We start from the raw sequence: 18,092 nt of genomic DNA on the forward strand, positions 1-18,092 counted from the left end.
CCGTCGGCCGGCGCAATCGGGTGCCCGCCCGTGCCGTACTTATGGGTGTGCGCCGCGATGGAGCCAGTCCCGGTGGGCATACGAAACCACGGGCAGGGCCACGGAGCCGTGCCGCCAAAACCGCGGGAGCAGCCTCAGCGGATCTTCTTGAAGTCAGTGCGCACCGTGACCTCGACCCCGGCCAGGCTGAACCCGATCTCCTCACCGAAGCGGTAAGGCACGGCCGAGGTGTATTCGTCGCCCTTCGGCACTTGGTAGAGCACGCACTCCCCAGTCAGCACGTCCACGATCAGATATGTCGAAATCCCGCGCGCCGCGTACTGGTTGAGCTTGCGCCCGTAGTCCTGCCCGACTGTCGAACGGGACACGCTCTCCGCGACGAAATGCACATGCTTCTGATCGACGAACGCATCTCCGGGGCCGAGCGCGCCCGCGTCCACCACCAGCACATCGGGCTCGGGCGTGTACCCGTCCAGCTCTGGCAGTACTCCCTTGTCACGCGTGACGTGCAGCCCGGACTCCCCGCCCAGCTGCTCCGCCAGCTGGGAGCGGATCGAATCGTCCGCCTCACTGTGCGCCTCCGTCACCGGCGACACGTACAGGCGCCCCTGGTCGAACAGCAGTTTGACCGCCTTGGGCAACTTCATCGAACGTCGCACCTGGCTCAACCACTGCGCGTACTCCGGATACATCGTGCTCATCGCGCCTCCATGCCCATCACGGGGTACCGCCATCGTACGGCCGGATGCAACGAGCCACCGGTCTTCCCATGTGCCCGCTTCCAGCGTGCTCGGTGACGGAAGTCGCCCTGTCCACGGCCGTTCACCTCGCTCAGGGACGGCAGGGCGGCCCGTTGTTCCACAGTCCGAGGCGACCTCGACGCCCGGCGAGGATTCCGTTCTGCAGCACAACCTCTTGGAGGGCCGCTGAAGCGCGTGGTCGTGACGAACGCGGCCAGGTCGGCACCGAAGTGCGCCTCGGCGCCCAGCAAGTCGTGTGGCTCCTGGCTCGCGATCGTGCTGACGACACCACAAGCCCTCTGACCAGCGGGAACCCGCTGTCCGCTGGTTGTAGTTCTGGTTGCGTTCACAGCCGGCATTCGGAACATCTTGACAACAGACAGGCGCACGCTCCGCATCTGCGACCGATCCACCCAAGCGTCCGATGCCCTGCGGAACCCGGCAGTAGATATCCCGGCGGTTGCCCTGAGCCGTCGGCTGGCGTTGTGCCCCTGGAGGGCCTTGACGATCTCCGCCACGTTGGTTCGGGACGTGTCCCGCTCACAGGCTCGGCGCGCACCTGGCGGCGACCGCTATCCACCCCAATTGCCGTACCAGCGCCCCAGTTTGGTAGTGCAGGTCCATTGACAGGTACAACGGCCGCGTGGAGCCGAGGGGGAAGGAGAGGCGACGTGTCCCTGACGAACCGGCACCGGGTGTCGGTGCTGCACATCGACCGTGACGCCGATCTGCCGTTGCAGTACGTCTACCTGCCGGAGAAGAACGCGTTCCGGACGCTGGGATACGTACGGCTGAGGGGGGTCACCGTCTTCGACGGCGTGAGCCATGCCGGACGGGACACCGACGATCAGCGGGACAAGTTCCTGCTGAAGGTCCTGACCGCATTGCTGGTCCCGCCACGCGAGGCGCGGCGCATCGTGCGCACGGCCGATCACCTCTCGGAGCAGGGAAGTCCGTCCGAGGCCGGTCCTGGGACGGGCCTCGGCGTGCACGAGCCGTATGCAAGGGGCTCCTGAGTTCCCTGTCGGGCCCGGGGAGCACGGTGGCATGCACTTGACCGGGCCCGGCATCGTCGTGGGGCTACTGAGCGGTCTGCTCGTCGGGTGGCTGTTGGCGGGCTGGAACGGCGCGGTGATCGGCGCGTTCGTGGGCGCGTCGACGTTCCCCGATCTGTTCATGGGTGGGTGGCAGGCCGTGCACGCGCGAAGCGCCCGCAACTATGTGGAGATCCACGACACGGTGGCCCTGCTGCTGGTCGCGGTCGGCACGGTCGCGGGGGGCGTGCTCGGCTATGCGCTCGGGAGCGAGGGCTTCGGCCAGGCACGCGGTGTATTCCTCGGTATGGCACTGGCGGCGTTCGCGCTCGCTCTGCTGGCCACGACCTTCAGCATGGTGCCGTTCCGGCAGCGGTCCGTGGCCTGGCTGGGCCCGCTGGTCGTGGGCGGGCTGGCCTGGGCTGCGTATGCGCTGTGGAACAGCCCTGTGGCGCTGGCGTTGGGGATCGTCCTGGGATCGGTGGTCGCCGGCGCCCTGGCGCAGCGGGTCGGCGGGGTCGGCTGACCTTGTGTGCGGGGCCGGAACGTGGTCAGGTGGCCGACGACTGGCCCTCGGGCCGCCCGCCTTCTTGGTCGGCGGGAGTGATGTCCCACGACCGGGACGCGGCGTCGTAGGAGATCCGGAACCGCCCGTCGGCCTTCTCCAGCGTGGCCACCACGTCCCGCAGATCCCGGGCGGCTTGCGCCGGCAGCCGCTTGGGCATCTTGATGACCAACCGGCCGTCCCGCGCGACGATTTCAAGAAGTTCCGTGTCGGCGAGGCATGCGTCGATCTCCTCGCGTCGACCGTGGCGTACCAGGCCGGCGATCTTGGGCCAGACCTCCTCGCCGGCCTTGGTCGCGATGGCGGAGACGAAGGGTTGCAGTGCCGCGGTGGTCACGACCGCCGTCGCCAGATCCAGGAATCCGATGCGCTCACCGCTGTCGCTCAGGTCGCAGTTCCAGCACCGCGCGGCAGTTCGCTGGTGACCGCAGGCCGGGCACGGGGATTTCGACACGTCGCCTGTCATCCTCACCTCGCATCGGTGACCATCGGTGGGCCGTCGCGTCAGCGTGCACCGAAGGCCGGATCACCGCAAGATGGCGCGCGAGGGGCGGCAAGCACCACGTGGGGAAGGGGAATCGGGTGGTCGACCAGCTCATGAAGCACAATCAGCTCGCGCGTCGCGCGCTGTGGTTGCTGCAACGCGCCCACAAGAGACGCAGCGTCAGGAAGCTGGAGGCCGCGCGCCATGCGTTCGAGGACGTCCTGGAGATCATGTCGCCCCACCACCCGGACCGGCCGTCGTGCCTCAGCAACCTGAGCACGGCGCTGCGCCTCCAGTACGAGTGGACGTCGGACTCCGCCGCCCTCGACCGGCTCATGGAGGTCGACGAGCTGATCACACAGAGCCTTTCCGAGGAACACCCGCAGCGGAACCTGCACCGTCACAACCTGCGAAACGTCCTGACGGTACTCGTGGCCGGGCCCCGTCAGCCCGGTCTGCTCGCCCGTGCGGTTCCCCTCGCCAGGGAAGCCGCAGCCGATCCTGCCCACCGTTCTGTCTTCGTCGAAGCCCTGATCGTCTGTCTGGACGAACTGTACGAGCGCACCGAGGACGCGACCGTGCTTCTGGAGCTCATCGCACTGGACCGGGAAAGGGTGACCTCCGTCCCGGCCGACGATCCCGAGGTGGGGGCGTTCCTCAGCGACCTGGGCGCGGGCCTGCGCACGTTCGCCCTGCTGACGGGGCCCCGGAGGATCTGGCGGAGGCCGTCGGCATCGGGCTGCGGGCGGTCGAGAGATGTCCGTCCGGGCACGAGCACCGCGCGTTCTGCCTCAGCAGCCTGGGCAACTCGCTGCACGCACTGTTCGTCAAGCAGGACCGGTCACTGGCGACGTTGCGTGAGTCGATCGCCTACGGGCGGCAAGCGGTCGCGGTGGCACCGGACGGGCATCCGGCCCGCTCGTCCTGCCTGAGCAACCTCGGGATCGCGCTGCGCACGCTGTTCGAGGAGACCCGGGAACTCGACGCGCTCCACGAGGCCGTGCGGGTCAGCCGGGAGGCGGTCGCCAAGGCCGCGCCGGACGACGCCAGGTTCGCCCGGTACCTCGGCAATCTGAGCGCCGTCGACCAGGAGCTGTTCAAGCGGACCGGAGACACGAGCGCGATCCTGGAAGCGGTGACGGCCTCCCGCACGGCCGTGGAGCTGAGCCAGGCCGACACCCCCCAGAGAGCCGATCGGCTGAGCGATCTCGGCAACGCGCTGCACATCCTGTCCCAGGGTCCGTACACCGCGTCCGCCGAGGGCGGCCCTGCCGGAGGGGAATCCGTGCCGCGGAACGACATCGCAGACGGTCGGGAGAGACCGCAAGATGGCGCTCACCGATTCGGGTACACAGCACGCGCAGGCAGCGGTCGCTGATGACGAGGGCTGCCAGTGCCTCGTCCGCGCACTCGATGAGATGGGTCTGCCCTGTATCGCGGAGCCGGCCGGTGCGGCGGCCAGCGTCGTCGAGCAGGGTGGTGACGGTCTGGGGCACGGGGTGCGAGGCCGCCTGGTTCAGGTAGCCACGGAGCTCGTCGAGGGTGTGCCCGCGGTCGAGGGCGTGCAGAAGAGCAGCGGTGGTGAGCGTCCAGATCCGGTCGGTTTTCCGGTCGCAGAAGGCGTCCAGGAGGAGTGTGGCGGCGGAGGGCAGCCCATCGAGGGCGACGATGTCGAAGTTCGCCAGGACGGTGACCCTGCCCGTCAGGGCGGCCGAGACAGGGGACTGAGCAGGGGCGTAGTCGCCCGTGAGGCCGACTGCGTGGGCACCCAGGGGATTGAGGCGGAGTGCGGACAGGCCGTCGTAGCGGCTGAGCTGGTCGAGGTAGTCGGCACCCCAGTTGTCCCGGTAGTCATCGCGGGCGCCCGCCGGGGGGACGTACTCGATGTCGACAAGACCGAGCGTGGCGGCGTACTCGAAGAGCACCGCCAGGGTGTACCGACCCTGGAGGAGGGACCAGCCGTGGTAGCCGTCGTAGCCGAGGCTGCCGTATTGCGGATCCTCCAGGTACAGCTTCCACAGGGCGCGTTCACTGCGGTGGACGACCGGATTCAGGCCGGCCGCGCGCATGTCCGTGAACAGGCCGTCGACGGACGTCCACTCGCCCGGGGTGAGGCCGGCCAGCGCTTGGCCGACGAGCTTGCGGCGCGGTTTGGCGGCGGTCAGGACGTTCGCCGAGCGCTGGCCCTTGATCTTCTCGACGCGGGAGAACTCGTCCAGGAGGTTGTTGTTCAGCCAGCGTTGCCATAGCTGGGCAATGGTCAGGTGCGGAGGCCGGGTCAGCGCGGTCTTCCCGCGCGCGGTCAGCACCAGCCGACCGCCGGTGAGCTGGGCGAGGCCGCCTGCCTGGAGCAGCATCGGCCAAGCGAAGGCGGCGATGGCCTCGTGCGGATAGAAGTCGCCGCCGTCCAGGACGTCGGCCACCGTCGCGACGGTGGCGGCCCCGGGGCGGCGGGTCTTTTCGCTGCACCGCAGCTTCCCCGTCATACACAGGCGCAGCACCGCCAGCAGGCTGGCCTGCGCCGCGTGCTCGGTGTGCCGGCTCCGGGGAGTGCCGGTGGGCTCCTGTTGCTGCTCGACCGGTATCACTGCCCGTCCTTCCCGACTCGTGCCGCTTGCGTCCCGTTCCTACGGATGGGCAACGTAGTCGTAGTCGTCCGGTCCGCAGGTGCGCTCAAGGATCTGGACCACCTTGCGCGGGTTGTCGTAGGGGCCGGAGAGGTAGAACGGCTTGCCGTCCCGACCGATGACGGGCCGGTCGCCGGGCGGGGCACCCAGGTGCACTGCGGCGTCGGCAAAGCCGTCCGCAGGCTCGAAGCCAAGACCGCGCGCGTAGGCGACCGCATCGTGCACGATCGTCTGCGCCTGCTCCACGCCGATCGGCAGCGGCCGGTGGTCGAAGGCCGAGTAGTACATCGGTACGTACGTGGTCAGGGATCCGGACCCCATCACCTCGGGATCGGTGACGTTCTTGACTCCCAGGCAGTACACGTCCACCAGGAACCCGGTGACGGTCACCCTGCTGCCACGTTCCTGGCGGGCCAGCAGAATCTGGGCGAAGCCGCCCGTGCCCGGGTCCGACTCCTGACCGAGGGGGTCGGCCGCCGCCCAGGCCAGGGCTTCGGCCATGTCCAGTCCTGCGCTCAGCCCGCGTTGACCCAGCAGCCGACCACCGGCCGCAAGCAGTTCCAGACAGCCTCAGCCGGGCTCCGCCATCCGCACTGCGTGGACGGCGCCGGGGCGTGCCCGCCCGAGGACTGCGGCGGCGCCCCCGGCTACAGCGACCCTCGAAGTGACCCTTGCCGACCCGGCGCATGAGGAACACCACGCCATGCTGGTCTGGCTCGGACTTCGGTCCGCCACGGAATCCGCCCCTGACCGTTTCACGCCGGACGAGGCCAACGCACGACTGCTGAGCCCCACAGCACCATGAAAGACGAGCCGTCCGGCCACGCCATCGTTCACGGCCCTGGGTGCTACCGGCTGCTCCACCGGCCCCGCCACGCTTGGACAAGGACGTACGGGCCGACCTCCCCTCCCACGCGTTCGGGTCTTCGGTGTCGACTACACGGCGACGAGGCGCACTCTGTCGCCGCAGAGCTTCGCCATGTCGTCGATGTCCGAGGTGAGCATGACGACCGGGCGGCGCTGACGCAGCGCCATCTCGGCCACGGCAGCGTCGATGGCGTATTTGTGACCATGCAGCCCGGCGTTGATCAGCATGGCTGAGGCGGCCTTGGCCTCCTCGTCGCCGATGTGCACGATCCGCACGCCGGACAGGACCCAGGCGAGCCGCGCCTTGTCGGTCCGGCGATGCACCCCTTCGATGATGGTGAGTGCGCTGATGACCACCTCCATGCCCCGCATGCGGGCTTCGGCGATGAGGGCGACGACGGGCTCATGATCACTGACGAACTTCGACAGGCCCTGACAGTCGAGAACGAGAGTGCCTTCGTGACTCAGCTTGCGGCGGGCCACTGCCCCTCCTCGGCGAACACCTCGTCGAAGACCCGGCGTGCCCGCTCCTGCTCGTGCTCGGAGATCGGCCCCTGACGGCGTTCGTAGTCGGCCAGGTACTCATCCAGGATCTGACCGCGCAGCTCGCGCTCCACCGCTTCGGTGATGAACGCGGAGAACTCACGCTTGCCGACCCGTCGGCGGATCGCCTCTGCCGTCCCCTCAGGGAGGGAGAGGCTGACCCTGGTGGCTGGCCCTTCGCCGACGCTGTAAGGAATCTCGCTCATGAACCGACATTATCAAACCAGTAGGAATTCGGCCTGGGTGCAGTACCCCTCGAAGGACGCGAGCGCCCACCCGTCACCTCGTGGTCTCGGTTCTGGTCTCATTCACCTACGTTCAGCGGCGTCCGGACTCCGCTGAACGGTCCGCTCCACGGCAGGTCAGAACACCCACAACCACCTCCGAACCCCCAGACGAACAGTTGGAAAGCGTGTCGGGGGCAACCCCTCACGAGTTCGAATCTCGTATCCTCCGCCAGTGCCTCACCGGGCACGACGTCGAAGGGCCCCACCGCGAGCGGTGGGGCCCTTCGACGTGTCTCAGCCTTCGTTGTCCTGGTCTTTGTCCACAGCGGGTGGGTGACGTGTCTGGGGTCACATCACGCGTTCTCGGGGTCGGGTGTCGTCAGGGGGTGGCCAGGAGGGTGAGGGTGTCTATGACTCGGTTCGAGAAGCCCCACTCGTTGTCGTACCAGGCGACCACCTTGATGTGGCGGCCGTCGACGCGGGTGAGGGCCGAGTCGAAGATCGACGAAGCCGGGTTGCCCGTGATGTCGGCGGAGACCAGCGGGTCTTCCGAGTACTCGAGGACGCCGGCGAGCGGGCCCTCCGCCGCCGCGCGGTACGCCGCCAGGACCTCGTCACGCGTCACGTCCCGGGCCACGGTCGTGTTGAGTTCCACGATCGAGCCGACCGGGACCGGGACCCGGATCGAGTCGCCGGACAGCTTGCCGTCCAGGTTCGGCAGGACCAGGCCGATCGCCTTGGCGGCGCCCGTCGTGGTCGGCACGATGTTGACGGCGGCGGCGCGGGCGCGGCGGGCGTCGCGGTGCGGGCCGTCCTGGAGGTTCTGCTCCTGCGTGTAGGCGTGCACCGTCGTCATGAAGCCGTGCTCGATGCCGGCGAGTTCGTCGAGGACCGCGGCCAGCGGCGCGAGCGCGTTGGTCGTGCACGACGCGTTCGAGACGATCGTGTGCACGTCCGGGTCGTACGCGTCGGTGTTGACGCCGTACGCGAGCGTGACGTCCGCGCCGTCGGAGGGTGCGCTGACGAGCACCCTCTTCGCACCCGCGTCGAGGTGGGCCCGGGCTGCCTTCGCCGAGGTGAAGCGGCCGGTGGCTTCCAGGACGATGTCGACGCCGAGTTCGCCCCACGGCAGCTGCGCGGGCTCGCGCTCGGCCAGCACCTTGATCCGGCGGCCGTCGACGACCAGCGTGTTCCCGTCGACGGTCACCGGGCGCCCGAGACGGCCGGCCGTGCTGTCGTAGGCGAGAAGCCTGGCGAGGGTGGCGGGCTCCGTGAGGTCGTTGACGGCGACGATTTCGAGATCGCCATCGAGAGCGCGGTCACTGCCCTTGCCGTTGCCGCTGGTGCTGTCGCGTTCCAGCAGTGCGCGCAGCACGTTGCGTCCGATGCGGCCGAATCCGTTGATCGCGATGCGAGTCATGAGTGGTGTCCTGTCCCTTCGATTCGCCTCCAGCGTCGCGCGCGGCACACCGCCGGGACAGCGGCGTGATCGCCACGGTTCACAAGGATCGCGCCACGTGGCCGCGGGGCGGCGGATCGCGCCACATGGTGGCGGGCGGGCTACTCGCCCTGGGTGAAGGTGCGCCGGTACTCGCTCGGTGTGGTGCCCAGGACCCGCTGGAAGTGCAGCCGCAGATTCGCGCCCGTGCCCAACCCGACGTCGGCGGCGATCTGCTCGACGCTCCGCTGCGAGCGCTCCAGCAGTTCACGCGCCACGTCGATACGGGCACGCATGACCCACTGCATCGGCGTGTACCCCGTGTCCTCGACGAAGCGCCGCGAGAACGTGCGTGGCGAGACCGCCGCGTGCCCGGCGAGAATGTCCAGGGTCAGGGGCTCACCGAGCCGGTGCAGCGCCCATTCACGGGTGGCGGCGAACCGCTCCCCGAGCGGTTCGCGCACGCTGCGCGGTACGTACTGCGCCTGGCCGCCGCTGCGGTACGGGGCCGCGACCAGGCGCCGGGCCGCGTGGTTCGACGCGGCCACTCCGAGGTCGCCGCGCAGGATGTGCAGGCACAGGTCGATGCCCGAGGCGGCGCCCGCCGACGTCAGCACGCTGCCCTCGTCGACGAACAGCACGTTCTCGTCGACCCGGACCAGCGGATGCTTCGCCGCCAGCGCCCGTGCGTAGTGCCAGTGCGTCGTGGCCCGTCTGCCGTCGAGCAGGCCCGTGGCGGCGAGCGCGAAGGCGCCCGTCGAGATGGCGGCGAGCCGCGTGCCACGGGTGTGGGCTTCGATCAGCGCCTCTACGACGGCCCGCGGCGGGTCGTCGCGGGCCGGGAACCGGTACCCGGGGATGAAGACGATGTCGGCCCAGGCGAGCGCGTCGAGGCCGTGGGCGACGTAGTACGACAGGCCGTCGCCGCCGGTCACGAGACCGGGGGTCGCCCCGCACACGCGCACCTCGTACGGCATGCTCGCGCGGGTCGTGAACACCTGCGCGGGGATGCCGACATCGAGCGGCTTCGCACCCACGAGCACCAGGACGGCGACGCGGTGCAGGCGGGGGGACGACGGCACGGGGACAGGGTACGAGGAGCGGAGGGCCGGTCCCTACGTCCCGCGCACCAGGGAACGTTGTCCACCAGGGAATGTTGTCGCGGTCGCCGTCGCGGGCGTCGCGGTCGCGGGCGTCGCCGTCGCGGGCGTGGTCAGTGGGTGTGCGGCCAGTCCGGCGGCTCGGGGGTGGGTGGGGCGTGGGCCGTGGTGAGGCGGCGGTAGGCGGCGCGGGCCTGGAGGAGGCGGGCCAGGGTCGTGCCGGTGAGGGCGGCGGTGAGGAGGCAGACCAGCCAGAAGGTGTCGCGGGGGTTGACCCAGGTCAGGACACCTACGGGTGGGATGGCGAAGCCGTTGAGGAAGAGCCAGCACAGGGCGGCCGTACCGGGGGCCGCGATGAAGCGGGCGTGGCCGCCGAGCAGTGCGGCGAGCAGGGACAGGGCCGCCAGGGCGAGGCCGGGGCGGTCCGTGCCGACCAGTGCGTTCAGGAGGGCCACCAGCGCCATCGCGCCCCCGAAGGCCGTCGCCCACACCAAAGGGGTCGCCACGGGTCGGGGGACGGGGCGCGGGCCGCTCCCCAGGGACACCCACTGGATCACGGGCACGCTCCGGGGGTCTGGAGAGCTTCGGCAGAGGAGGGTATCCGCGCGGTGTGGGGGCCCCTCGTCCGGCTTCTCGCGTGCGCCGGTCGTGGGGTGGCGGTCCGAGGGGCCGTGGCGTGTGCCGTCGGGGTGCCCGCTGTGCGGGGTGTGGGGACACCCGTGGGGGTCATGGTGCTGGTTCCTTTCGGTCAGCCCTCGCGACCGGGTGAGTGGGCCGGTCCCGGGGGTGAAGGGGGATTGTTCCATCGGAGGGCCGACCTGGCGGCCGGAGACCGGTGTTCGAGGTCTCGTTAGGGTGGCACCGTCGGTTGTCCGATGACATATCCGAATCAGACAGGAGGCCAGCTGTGGGTGCTCCGCGCCTCAGCAGTACCCCGTTGCCGGGGATCGGGGTCCGTTACGACCTCACGACGAGGGAGCAGCGGCGGATCTCGGTGGTCGCTCATCGGGACGGTGCGCGGACGTTGAGCGCGTACCGGCAGGACGATCCGGACGCGTGCGCGCTGTCGGTACGGCTCACTTCGGGCGAGGCGACCGCCGTCGTCGACGCGCTGGCGCCGGACCACCACAGCCCGAACCTGCTGTCCACCACGGAGTTGGGGCTCGTCGCGGAGCGGATCGAGTTGGCGTCGACCTCGCACTGGAACGGGCGGGTCCTGGGCGACACCCGGATGCGGACCGAAACGGGCGCGTCGATCGTGGCCGTACTGCGGCGGGCCGAGGCGATTCCGTCGCCGACGCCGGACTTCCGGCTGGCCGGCGGTGACACGCTCATCGTGATCGGCACCCGGGAGGGTGTGGACACCGCCGCCGCGATACTCGGGCGGACGTGAGCCCCTCATGCACCTCTCTGTCCACGTCACCGATCAGCCCGCCGCACTCCTTCTCGCCCAGTCGTCGTCCTCGGGGCACTCCTCCGCCGTCTTCCTGATCGAGTTCGGCGCGATCATCCTCGGACTCGGGCTGCTGGGACGGTTCGCCGGGCGGTTCCGGCTCTCGCCGATCCCGTTGTATCTGCTGGCCGGACTCGCCTTCGGGAAGGGCGGGTTGCTGCCGCTCGGGACCAGCGAGGAGTTCGTGGCGATCGGCGCCGAGATCGGCGTGATCCTGCTGCTGCTCATGCTCGGCCTGGAATACACCGCCAGCGACCTCGTCTCCAACCTCAAGACCCAGTACCCCGCCGGACTCGTCGACGCCGCCCTCAACGCCCTGCCCGGCGCCGCCATGGCACTCCTGCTCGGCTGGGGACCCGTCGCCGCCGTCGTCCTCGCCGGCGTCACCTGGATCTCCTCCTCCGGCGTCATCGCCAAGGTCCTCGGCGACCTCGGACGCCTCGGCAACCGCGAAACCCCCGTCATCCTCAGCATCCTGGTCCTCGAAGACCTCTCCATGGCCGTCTACCTCCCCATCCTCACCGCGCTCCTGGCCGGGGCAGGGCTCGTGGCGGGCAGCGCGACCCTGGCCATCGCGCTCGGTACCGCCGGGGTCGTGCTGGTGGTGGCCGTGCGCTACGGCCGGCACATCTCGCGGTTCGTCTCCAGCGACGATCCCGAGAAACTGCTGCTCGTCGTGCTGGGGGTGACGCTCGTCGTCGCCGGGCTCGCGCAGCAGTTGCAGGTGTCGGCGGCGGTGGGCGCGTTCCTGGTGGGCATCGCGCTCTCCGGTGAGGTCGCCGAGGGCGCGCACAGTCTGCTGGCGCCGCTGCGGGACCTGTTCGCCGCCGTGTTCTTCGTCTTCTTCGGGTTGCACACCGACCCCGCCAGCATCCCGCCGGTACTGCTGCCCGCGCTCGCCCTCGCCCTCGTCACCGCCGCCACGAAGATCGCCACCGGGTACTGGGCCACGCGCCGGGCCGGTATCTCCACCAAGGGGCGGTGGCGGGCGGGCGGCACGCTCGTCGCGCGCGGCGAGTTCTCGATCGTCATCGCCGGGCTCGCCGTCACCGCCGGCATCGAACCGTCCCTCGGCCCGCTGGCCACGGCGTACGTCCTCATCCTGGTGATCGTCGGCCCGCTGACCGCCCGGTGGACGGAGCCGGTGGCGATGTGGGTCACCGACCGATGGGGTGGGCGCGGGCCGGCCGTGGCGCAAGGACTGCCGACCGGGCCAGGTGAACCAGCTTCGGCCGGTCCAGGTGATCGCGCTTCGGCCGAACCAGGTGACGGTGTGTCGGCCGAACTAGGTGACGGCGTGTCGGCCGACAGGTGACCGCGCGCGGGCTGAGGAAGGAGGGCGTGCCCGGCCCGGCCTGGCATGGCCCGTATCGGTAAGGGCAGCGGCAGCGGGCACGGCAGCGCCCACGGTGGCGGGCACCCAGGGGCAGTGCAGTGCAGTGCAGTGCAGTGCAGCCCAGGTGAGTTCCGGTGCCGGAGGCGGGAGCGTCAGCCACGTCCCCCTGCGGAACCACCTGTTCCCTCGCCTTCACGTTCGCCTTCGCCTTCCCCCTCGCTCTCTCCCTCCGCGAAGCTCGCGAAGTACGCGGCCGCCATGTCCTCGTCCGCGTGGCCCTGTGCGGCGGCACGGGCCAGCCGTTCGGCGCCGGCGGCGGCCACGTCGAGGCGTACGCCGTACCGCTCCCCGGCCTCGACGATCAGGCGGGCGTCCTTGGCGGCGGTCGCGACCGCGAAGGACGCCGGGGACAGGCCACCGTCGAGGATCAGCGCGGACTTGGCGCGCAGATATCCCATGTCGAGCGGGCCGCCCTCGATGATCGCGAAGAAGGAGTGCGGGTCGACATCCAGGGCCTTGGACAGGGCGAGGACCTCTCCGGCCGCGTTGGTGGCGGCCAGCACCCAGCTGTTGGTCACCAGTTTGAGCCGGGTCGCGGTGCCCGCCGCGCCGTCCTCGCCGGTCCAGACCGTACGCGCGCCAACGGCGTCGAACACCGGGATCACCGTCTCCCGGCCCGCGACCGGCCCCGCCGCCAGCACCGTCAGCTGCCCCGCCTCGGCCGGCTGCCGTGTGCCGAGGACCGGGGCGTCGTAGAAGAGCAGTCCGTGTTCGTCGGCCAGTGCGGCCAGCTCGGCGACGGCCTCCAGTCCGGCGGTGGTGGACTGGACCCAGGCCGTGCCGGGGCTCAGCGCGGACCCCGCCTCCCGCATCACGTCCCTGGCAGCTGCCCCGTCGTACAGCACGGTGAGCACCACGTCGGCACCGCGTACGGCCTCCGCCGGGGTTCCGGCGACCTGCGCACCGTCCGCGGCGAGGGCCTCGGCCTTCTGCGGGGTGCGGTTCCACACCCGTACGGTGTGACCGGCGCGGACCAGGTTGCGGGCCATCGCGGCCCCCATGATGCCGGTACCCAGGACGCTTACGGTGAGCTTGTCAGTCATGACGCCAACTTCCTGCCGCGTACAGTGCGTTGGCAGTTTCGCAGCTCGGGGAGGGATGGAGGCCGCTACGACACCGGGCGGGAGTCACTTGGCGGACACGGCGGATACCTGAACGCGAGGGACGTCAGAACCCGACGGGTTGAGGGATCAGGTCAGGACCCGACGGGTTGAGGGATCAGGTCAGCTCGCGTCCGGGCCGCATGCGCGGGCGGTGGCGTGGGAAGACCGGGCCACGTGAGCATCGACACGAACACGTCCCCGACGGGGCCCACCGGCGGCGGTCTGGACGTACGACCGGCCTCCGGGTACATCGGCGCCGACATCCACGGCGTCGACCTCGCCGCCCCGCTCGACGACGAGACGGTCGCCGGCATCCGCGCGGCGCTGCTCCGCTGGAAGGTCGTGTTCTTCCGGGGGCAGCGGCTGGACCACGCCGCGCAGATCGCGTTCGCGCGCCGCTTCGGGGAGCCGATCCGGCTGCGGTCGCGGGGCTCGGTCTCCCCCGTCGGGCACCCCGAGATCGAGACCACCGCCGACCGTCAGGAACTGGGCCGCAAGCACGGCATGGACCAGGCCGAATGGCTGGAGCGCCGCCGCCACTCGACCCTCCGGGGCTGGCACGCCGACCACACCGCGCGCGTCGACCCGCCCGCGCTCACCCTGCTCCGCGCCGAACGCGTGCCCCCGTACGGGGGTGACACCACCTGGTCGAACCTCGCGACCGCCTACGCGGGCCTGTCCGAGCCGGTACGCCGGTTCGCCGACGGGCTGCGCGCCGAGCACCGGCTCGGCGTCGGCTACCTCGCCCGTTCCGGCCCGGACCCCTATCTCCGCCACCTCCAGGACCACCAGGTCGCGTCCGTCCACCCGGTCGTGCGCGTCCATCCCGAGACCGGCGAACGGATCCTCTACGTCAACCCGTACTACGTCGAGAACATCGTCGACGTCACCCGGGCCGAGAGCCGGCTGCTCCTCGAACTGTTCGTCGAGCAGATCACCCGCCCCGAATACACGGTCCGCTTCCGCTGGGAACCGGGGTCGGTGGCCCTCTGGGACAACCGCGCCACCGTCCACCTCGCCCCCAACGACACCGCCCACCTGGACTTCCCGCGCATCATGCACCGGGTCATGGTCGCCGGGGACCCGCCGGTCGGCGTGGACGGCACCCCGTCCACGTCCCTCTGCGGCGCACCGCTGCACGACCGGAGCGAGTAGCGACGGAGACCGCGTGGCCCGCCGCAGGCGAGTCGGCCCGTTCCGCGCGGTCGTCGGTCGGGGCGTGGTCAGGACCGGATTTCGGGTAACCAGCACCGCATGGGTGATGTACTCGTCGGAACCTGCTCCTGGACCGACCGCGCGCTGCTGGCCAGCGGCTGGTACCCACGCGGCCATCGCGACCCCGAGCCCCGACTCCGTTACTACGCCGAGCGGTTCCCGGTCGTCGAGGTGGATTCCGGGTACTACGCCCTGCCCAGCCGCCGCAACAGCCTGCTGTGGGCCGAGCGGACCCCGCCCGAATTCCGTTTCGACGTCAAGGCGTTCTCCCTTCTCACCGGCCACCCGACCCGCCCGGCGGCCCTCCCCGCGGACCTGCGGGAGTCCCTGGGGGCCGAGCTGCGCCGCGGGGCCCCCGCCGCCGTACTGGACCGGGTCTGGGAGCGGTTCGCCCACGCCATCGAGCCGTTGCGGGCGGCGGGGAAGGTGGGAGCGGTGCTGTTCCAGTTCCCGCCGTGGTTCGCGCCGGGCCGAGGGCCGGAGGGGGCGAACGGGCATGGGGCGAGGAGGGCCGCTGCCCTCAGCACGTCGGTGAAGACTTCTCGGAGCACGTCTGCGCGGGCTTCCGGGACCACGCCGGTCCGGGCTTCCGGGACCACGTCGGTGCGGGCTTCCGGGAGGCTCGCCGAGAGGACGCCGGAACAGACGCTGGAGGAGTGTGCGCAGCGTACGGCCGGCTGGCCCGTCTCGGTCGAGTTCCGGCACCCGGCGTGGTGGCAGGGCGAACAGGCCGACCGTACGGCGGCGTTACTCGCCCGGCTCGGCTTCGTCGCCGTGGGGGTCGACATGGCCCAGGGCCTGGAGTCCTCCGTGCCGCCCTTCGTCCCCGTCACCTCCCGGGACCTCGCCGTCGTACGGTTCCACGGCCGCAGCCCGGCCTGGGGCACCGGCAGCAAGGAGGACCGCTTCCGGTACGCGTACTCCGAGGCCGAACTGCGCGTGTGGGCACCCCGGTTGCGGGAGGCCGCCGAACAGGTCGACGAACTGCACGTCCTCTTCAACAACTGCTGTGCCGACGCGGCCGTCAGGGCGGCGGAGACGATGCGCCGGGTGCTGGACACGACGTGACCCCACCGCCACCGGAAAGCCCACCGAGCGCAACCGGACAGGCCGCCGAGAGGCCGCGGAAGGGCCACGGAAGGGCCACGGAGAGCCCACCGGTCAGGTTCTAGCTCACCCGTACCGACTTCTCCACCGTGACCTGGTCGATGTCCGTCGTGCGGACCGTGAGCTTCATCGTCCACTTGCCGGGCAGGGGGAGTTGGAGGGTGTCCGTGGCCCAGTAGCCGCCGCGGTCGGTGAGCTTCGCGTCGATCGGGCCGATCTTCTGGGACTTCAGGGTGAACGTGAGACGCAGTTCCGGAACGGTGGCGATGCCGTCGTCGGGGCCGAAGACCACGGCCTGCACGGAGTTCTTGCCCACCCGCCCCGGACCGAGGTCGATCTGGACCTTGCCGTGGCCGTTCGGGGTGCCGACGTCGAAGGGGACCGTCGACGAGGAGGCCGTGACCCCGCCGGCCGCCTGCCCCGCGCTCTCGTCGGCGATCTCCGCCGCCGCCCGCCCCGGCAGGGTCCCCGTCAACACGGTGGTGATCACCAGCACGACGACCGCGACGGTGAACTCCGCGAGCACGGAGCGCCTGAGCCCCTGGCGGGGCAGATCGCCGGGGGAATCCTCGGGAGACGGTGAGGTGGAAGAGTCGGAGGAGGTGGAGGAGTCGGAGGAGGTGGAGGAGTCGGAGGAGGTGGGGTGGAGGAGCCGGAGGGGACCGACGTGTCGGCAGAGTTCGCCGCACTCACCGGCCTCGCCGCATCCGACGAGCCCTCGCCCTCCCCTGATCGCCCGCACCACCCGAAGCCCGGTCGGCGGCGTCATCGGCAGCGTCGGCCGCCTTGCCGGCCCCACCCGCTCGGGCACCCGCTCAGGCACCCGCTCGGACACCCCTGCCGTCACCTTCACCGCCGCCGAGACCGCCACAGCCGCCGAGACCGCCGCCGGCACGGCCGCGCCAGCCTGCTCAGGAACCTCGCCCGACTCACGCACCTCTCCCTGCTCACGAACCTCACCCCGCTCCCGCCCTTCGGCCGCCCCCACCCGGCCCGTCCAGCGCCGCGAGAACCCCGCCGCCGCCAGCAGAAGCAGCACCGCGACCAGCTTGGCGACGAGGACCTCCCCGTATGCCGTGGAGGTGAAGGCGGACCAGGAGCCGAGGCCGCGCCAGGACTGGTAGACGCCGGTGACGACCAGGACGACCACCGAGACGAAGGCGAGCCGGGAGAACCGGTGGACCACGGCGGCCGTCAGCGTCCTCGGCGCGCGGTACAGGACGGTCAGCAGTGCGGTCAGCCCGCCCAACCAGACGGCCATGGCGAGCAGATGCAGCACGGAGGAGGTCATCGCGACCGGCACCTGGATACCGGCGGAGGCATGCTCCGCGGCCGCCCAGGTCCCGGCGAGACCGACGCAGAGCAGCGCACCGCAGACGAGCGCGCCCTTCCCCCACTCCTGCCGGTCCCCCTGACGACGTACGCGTACGAGGAGGAAGGCGGCCACCGCGAGCAGGCCCAGCCGGGCCAGCAGCGCGAGTCCCGGCCGGCTGACCAGCGTGTCGCGCAGCAGGGAGAGGTCGAGCGCCGCCCCGATCCCGCTGCCCCGCTCGTACGGTCCACGGAGCAGCAGCAGGGCCGCCGAGGCCAGCAGCAGGGCCAGCCAGCCGGACAGCAGCAGCTTGCGCAGCACCTCGCTCGGCCCGCCGAGCACGGCCGCCAGGAAGAAGGTCACGCCGATGAGCAGGGCGAGGGCGCCGTACGCGAAGTAGCGGGTGATGTCGTAAAGGGACGAGGTGAGCGGGTCCTCGGTGAGGTCGGCGGGGAGGGCCGCGGCGATCGCGGAGGGCTCGCCGACGGAGAAGATCAGGGCGCCCGAGATGGGGTGACTGTCGGCCGAGATCACCCGCCAGGCGATCGTGTACGTGCCGTCGCCGAGGCCGGTGGGGAGGGTGACCCGAGCCGTGTCGGCCCGGCCGCCCGCGCGCCCCGGCTTGCCCGTGTCGACCGCCCGGTTCTCCGGGTCGATGACGCGGAAGGAGTCCTCCAGGAGGCTTACCGACTCGGTGAAGCGGAGGGTGATATCGCGGGGAGCGGCGTCGAGGACGCTTCCGTCGACGGGATCGCTTCCCTTGAGAGCGGCGTGCGCGGACGCCGTGCCCGCCCCGCCGAGGAGGAACAGGACCAGCACGGTGCCCAGCAGCACCAGGCGCTGAACGCCTCGGTCCCGCCGACCGACCGGCCCTCCGCCCC

At 70.8% G+C, this 18,092-nt stretch carries 19 protein-coding genes; 8 read left to right on the forward strand and 11 right to left on the reverse strand.

All coding sequences use genetic code 11. The annotated features are described in order from the left end of the window. Window positions 1–134 precede the first annotated feature (134 nt). Entirely contained in the window at window positions 135–701 is a 567-nt protein-coding gene (locus E4N62_RS23125) for a Uma2 family endonuclease (protein WP_230217303.1), read from the reverse strand. A gap of 710 nt (window positions 702–1,411) precedes the next feature. Between E4N62_RS23125 and E4N62_RS23130 the strand changes: the two genes are divergently transcribed. Then, window positions 1,412–1,756 (forward strand): hypothetical protein, encoded by a 345-nt coding sequence (locus E4N62_RS23130; RefSeq protein ID WP_230217305.1) that lies wholly within the window; start codon window positions 1,412–1,414, stop codon window positions 1,754–1,756. A gap of 31 nt (window positions 1,757–1,787) precedes the next feature. Next, window positions 1,788–2,300 carry a hypothetical protein gene (locus E4N62_RS23135; protein ID WP_230217307.1) on the forward strand — a complete coding sequence of 171 codons (513 nt, stop codon included), beginning with the start codon at window positions 1,788–1,790 and terminating at the stop codon, window positions 2,298–2,300. A 25-nt stretch (window positions 2,301–2,325) separates the two neighbouring features. Here the strand turns inward: E4N62_RS23135 and E4N62_RS23140 are convergent, their stop codons facing one another. Further along, complete coding sequence (locus E4N62_RS23140) at window positions 2,326–2,793, reverse strand: hypothetical protein (protein WP_230217309.1); 468 nt, start codon at window positions 2,791–2,793, stop codon at window positions 2,326–2,328. 128 nt (window positions 2,794–2,921) lie between these two features. On the opposite strand from E4N62_RS23140, the gene E4N62_RS23145 reads away from it, so the two are divergent. Then, window positions 2,922–3,755: a hypothetical protein gene (locus tag E4N62_RS23145; RefSeq protein ID WP_230217311.1), complete on the forward strand. Its 834-nt coding sequence runs from the start codon at window positions 2,922–2,924 to the stop codon at window positions 3,753–3,755. Between the two features lie 165 nt (window positions 3,756–3,920). Here E4N62_RS23145 and E4N62_RS23150 read toward each other — a convergent pair whose 3' ends face one another. Both E4N62_RS23150 and E4N62_RS23155 read right to left on the reverse strand, forming a co-directional pair. After that, window positions 3,921–5,411: a helicase-associated domain-containing protein gene (locus E4N62_RS23150; protein ID WP_230217313.1), complete on the reverse strand. Its 1,491-nt coding sequence runs from the start codon at window positions 5,409–5,411 to the stop codon at window positions 3,921–3,923. Between the two features lie 39 nt (window positions 5,412–5,450). After that, entirely contained in the window at window positions 5,451–5,951 is a 501-nt protein-coding gene (locus tag E4N62_RS23155; protein ID WP_230217315.1) for a hypothetical protein, read from the reverse strand. Window positions 5,952–6,047: 96 nt separating this feature from the next. On the opposite strand from E4N62_RS23155, the gene E4N62_RS48830 reads away from it, so the two are divergent. After that, window positions 6,048–6,140 carry a plasmid pRiA4b ORF-3 family protein gene (locus E4N62_RS48830; RefSeq protein ID WP_230217511.1) on the forward strand — a complete coding sequence of 31 codons (93 nt, stop codon included), beginning with the start codon at window positions 6,048–6,050 and terminating at the stop codon, window positions 6,138–6,140. Window positions 6,141–6,386: 246 nt separating this feature from the next. Here E4N62_RS48830 and E4N62_RS23165 read toward each other — a convergent pair whose 3' ends face one another. The 5 genes from E4N62_RS23165 to E4N62_RS23185 form a co-directional block, all read right to left on the reverse strand. Then, the gene (locus E4N62_RS23165) at window positions 6,387–6,800 is read right to left on the reverse strand and encodes a DNA-binding protein (RefSeq protein WP_230217317.1); all 414 of its coding nucleotides are present in this window, start codon (window positions 6,798–6,800) and stop codon (window positions 6,387–6,389) included. Beyond that, window positions 6,782–7,066, reverse strand: coding sequence for a hypothetical protein (locus tag E4N62_RS23170; protein WP_030973973.1), 285 nt, complete (start codon window positions 7,064–7,066; stop codon window positions 6,782–6,784). The genes E4N62_RS23165 and E4N62_RS23170 overlap by 19 nt, the downstream gene beginning before the upstream one ends. Window positions 7,067–7,466: 400 nt before the next feature. Then, window positions 7,467–8,507, reverse strand: a complete 1,041-nt coding sequence (gene gap / locus E4N62_RS23175; protein ID WP_230217319.1) for a type I glyceraldehyde-3-phosphate dehydrogenase — start codon at window positions 8,505–8,507, stop codon at window positions 7,467–7,469. Window positions 8,508–8,647: 140 nt separating this feature from the next. Beyond that, window positions 8,648–9,607 (reverse strand): GlxA family transcriptional regulator, encoded by a 960-nt coding sequence (locus tag E4N62_RS23180; protein WP_230217322.1) that lies wholly within the window; start codon window positions 9,605–9,607, stop codon window positions 8,648–8,650. Between the two features lie 131 nt (window positions 9,608–9,738). Beyond that, on the reverse strand, window positions 9,739–10,182 hold the full coding sequence (locus E4N62_RS23185; RefSeq protein WP_230217513.1) for a hypothetical protein: 444 nt from the start codon (window positions 10,180–10,182) through the stop codon (window positions 9,739–9,741). Between the two features lie 350 nt (window positions 10,183–10,532). Here E4N62_RS23185 and E4N62_RS23190 point away from each other — a divergent pair, with 350 nt between their 5' ends. Beyond that, on the forward strand, window positions 10,533–11,018 hold the full coding sequence (locus E4N62_RS23190) for a TrkA C-terminal domain-containing protein (protein WP_230217324.1): 486 nt from the start codon (window positions 10,533–10,535) through the stop codon (window positions 11,016–11,018). A 7-nt stretch (window positions 11,019–11,025) separates the two neighbouring features. Then, window positions 11,026–12,393, forward strand: coding sequence for a cation:proton antiporter (locus tag E4N62_RS23195; RefSeq protein ID WP_230217326.1), 1,368 nt, complete (start codon window positions 11,026–11,028; stop codon window positions 12,391–12,393). 173 nt (window positions 12,394–12,566) lie between these two features. Here E4N62_RS23195 and E4N62_RS23200 read toward each other — a convergent pair whose 3' ends face one another. Beyond that, window positions 12,567–13,517: an NAD(P)-dependent oxidoreductase gene (locus E4N62_RS23200; protein ID WP_230217328.1), complete on the reverse strand. Its 951-nt coding sequence runs from the start codon at window positions 13,515–13,517 to the stop codon at window positions 12,567–12,569. Between the two features lie 234 nt (window positions 13,518–13,751). Here E4N62_RS23200 and E4N62_RS23205 point away from each other — a divergent pair, with 234 nt between their 5' ends. Both E4N62_RS23205 and E4N62_RS23210 read left to right on the forward strand, forming a co-directional pair. Beyond that, window positions 13,752–14,732 (forward strand): TauD/TfdA family dioxygenase, encoded by a 981-nt coding sequence (locus E4N62_RS23205; protein WP_230217330.1) that lies wholly within the window; start codon window positions 13,752–13,754, stop codon window positions 14,730–14,732. Window positions 14,733–14,831: 99 nt separating this feature from the next. Continuing rightward, window positions 14,832–15,860, forward strand: coding sequence for a DUF72 domain-containing protein (locus E4N62_RS23210; protein ID WP_230217332.1), 1,029 nt, complete (start codon window positions 14,832–14,834; stop codon window positions 15,858–15,860). A 100-nt stretch (window positions 15,861–15,960) separates the two neighbouring features. Here E4N62_RS23210 and E4N62_RS23215 read toward each other — a convergent pair whose 3' ends face one another. Then, complete coding sequence (locus tag E4N62_RS23215) at window positions 15,961–18,045, reverse strand: copper resistance CopC/CopD family protein (RefSeq protein WP_230217515.1); 2,085 nt, start codon at window positions 18,043–18,045, stop codon at window positions 15,961–15,963. Between the last annotated feature and the right edge of the window lie 47 nt (window positions 18,046–18,092).

Source organism: Streptomyces sp. MNU76 (assembly GCF_020982545.1).
Taxonomy (GTDB): Bacteria; Actinomycetota; Actinomycetes; order Streptomycetales; family Streptomycetaceae; genus Streptomyces.

Bases quoted from the DNA above. Each gene is read 5' to 3' on its own strand.
- E4N62_RS23125 (WP_230217303.1), bottom strand. From the start codon at position 701: ATGAGCACGATGTATCCGGAGTACGCGCAGTGGTTGAGCCAGGTGCGA.
- E4N62_RS23135 (WP_230217307.1), top strand. From the start codon at position 1,788: ATGCACTTGACCGGGCCCGGCATCGTCGTGGGGCTACTGAGCGGTCTG.
- E4N62_RS23155 (WP_230217315.1), bottom strand. From the start codon at position 5,951: ATGGCCGAAGCCCTGGCCTGGGCGGCGGCCGACCCCCTCGGTCAGGAG.
- E4N62_RS23170 (WP_030973973.1), bottom strand. From the start codon at position 7,066: ATGAGCGAGATTCCTTACAGCGTCGGCGAAGGGCCAGCCACCAGGGTC.
- gap (WP_230217319.1), bottom strand. From the start codon at position 8,507: ATGACTCGCATCGCGATCAACGGATTCGGCCGCATCGGACGCAACGTG.
- E4N62_RS23195 (WP_230217326.1), top strand. From the start codon at position 11,026: ATGCACCTCTCTGTCCACGTCACCGATCAGCCCGCCGCACTCCTTCTC.
- E4N62_RS23200 (WP_230217328.1), bottom strand. From the start codon at position 13,517: ATGACTGACAAGCTCACCGTAAGCGTCCTGGGTACCGGCATCATGGGG.
- E4N62_RS23210 (WP_230217332.1), top strand. From the start codon at position 14,832: ATGGGTGATGTACTCGTCGGAACCTGCTCCTGGACCGACCGCGCGCTG.